Origin of the sequence: Helicobacter marmotae (genome assembly GCF_003364255.1) — a bacterium.
In the GTDB taxonomy this organism is placed as follows: Bacteria; Campylobacterota; Campylobacteria; order Campylobacterales; family Helicobacteraceae; genus Helicobacter_C; species Helicobacter_C marmotae.
Map to the genome: position 1 here is coordinate 1 of NZ_NXLR01000044.1, position 1,592 is coordinate 1,592.

General features: G+C 37.2%; 3 protein-coding genes. All 3 read right to left on the reverse strand.

Annotated elements, in window-relative coordinates; genetic code table 11:
* Nucleotides 1–201 precede the first annotated feature (201 nt).
* Nucleotides 202–333 carry a hypothetical protein gene (locus CQA63_RS10470; protein ID WP_280524204.1) on the reverse strand — a complete coding sequence of 44 codons (132 nt, stop codon included), beginning with the start codon at nucleotides 331–333 and terminating at the stop codon, nucleotides 202–204.
* Nucleotides 334–402: 69 nt separating this feature from the next.
* Complete coding sequence (locus CQA63_RS09225; protein ID WP_199770727.1) at nucleotides 403–684, reverse strand: restriction endonuclease subunit S; 282 nt, start codon at nucleotides 682–684, stop codon at nucleotides 403–405.
* Nucleotides 659–1,213 (reverse strand): restriction endonuclease subunit S domain-containing protein, encoded by a 555-nt coding sequence (locus tag CQA63_RS10510; RefSeq protein WP_104700768.1) that lies wholly within the window; start codon nucleotides 1,211–1,213, stop codon nucleotides 659–661. The genes CQA63_RS09225 and CQA63_RS10510 overlap by 26 nt, the downstream gene beginning before the upstream one ends.
* Nucleotides 1,214–1,592 lie beyond the last annotated feature (379 nt).

Below are 1,592 nucleotides of genomic sequence, written 5' to 3' on the forward strand. Positions count from 1 at the left end.
CCAAGAGAATGTAGAAATCGCTGCTGCAAGTGCTCAAATCAGTGAGAGAGTAGATAAGGTAGCTAAAGATATATTAGATGATGTGAATAAGAAGAAATTTTAAGAGGATATTTCTCTCACAATATGTGTATATGAAGCACTCAATGCAAAAGCGTGCAAGATGAAGTTGTGGCAAAAGGTTTATAAGCCTCTAAGCTATCTTTAGTTTATAGGCCTCATATCTTTATAATGAGTGAATCCTGCGCTAAGGTAGTTTAGCTCATCTGGCGAGATGATACATAGGGGGTGCATTTTAGCGATTTTACTGAGTTCTATAGATATGTAACAGGCCATATCTCTTAAACATTGAGAGAGACTACATTGCTTTTATTATATGCTTTTTTGATTTTGCAAGCTTGTGTTTTATATATGTTCCAATTCCCTAAAGCTTAGCAATTGCTCCCTATAGTATTCATATTGCTTCTTCGTAAATTTATCTCTGCGGGGACCTTGAGTGAGGTCATTCACTAAAGTATCAAACTTATCTAAAATTTGCACAATCTCTTCTTGCACACTTAAAGGCGGGAGGGGGATGGGGAATTGTGAATAAGTCTGTATATATTGTCTTGCATGTTCTCTTGGTTGGTATTTAATGCACTTCATTGCATAAAATACAAATTTAAAACTTACCTGTTTTTCTCGCAAAAAGGGGTTTATCCCCCTCCCGTTCGAAGATATACTTCTCACCCCTTAACCCGAAAAAGTCGCCGCTTTTTCGGCTTCTGCTTGCAGTGATGTGGAACGAAGCGGAACGAACATCAAGGGGAGAGCCTTGCTTATCCGCTTCTAGCTTCAATCGTGCGGAGGCACTACTGCCTCCTTTTTCCACGATTTCCGCACCACGAAGCGGGCGAGATTCTGCTAGGGTTAAAATTTTCATAGCTGATGATTTGATTTTAAAAGGAAAATCAACCCAATGAAAAGAAGTGGTGAAATCATTAAAGATAATGCAAGGATTTTCTTTGCTTGCATTGTAAATTCCATTTGTTTCATCAGTATAGCCTAAGATAAAGCTTGCCCCAGCAGTTAAAACAGGAGTTTTAAAGCTATCATCATAATTTGTGTTTTTTACAATATATCTGCTAGGCTGTTCGTATTGTAAAATCTCTCCTAATGCTCTATATTCCACACCATTAGGGCAAAGGTCTTTTAGTAATTTTTTGATTTTATTCATTGTTTTTGCCTCCTGTTTTTGTCATGTCTAGAGGCTTTGCAAAAGCCAAAGAATCTCTCTCCGAATCACTTAGGGCTCAAACAGAAATTCTTCGGTCATTACCGCTCCCTCAAAATGATAAAGGGAAAGGGTATAAATAAGATTCACTCATTATAAAGATATGAGGCCTATAAACTAAAGATAGCTTAGAGGCTTATAAACCTTTTGCCACAACTTCATCTTGCACGCTTTTGCATTGAGTGCTTCATATACACATATTGTGAGAGAAATATCCTCTTAAAATTTCTTCTTATTCACATCATCTAATATATCTTTAGCTACCTTATCTACTCTCTCACTGATTTGAGCACTTGCAGCAGCGATTTCTACATTCTCTTGG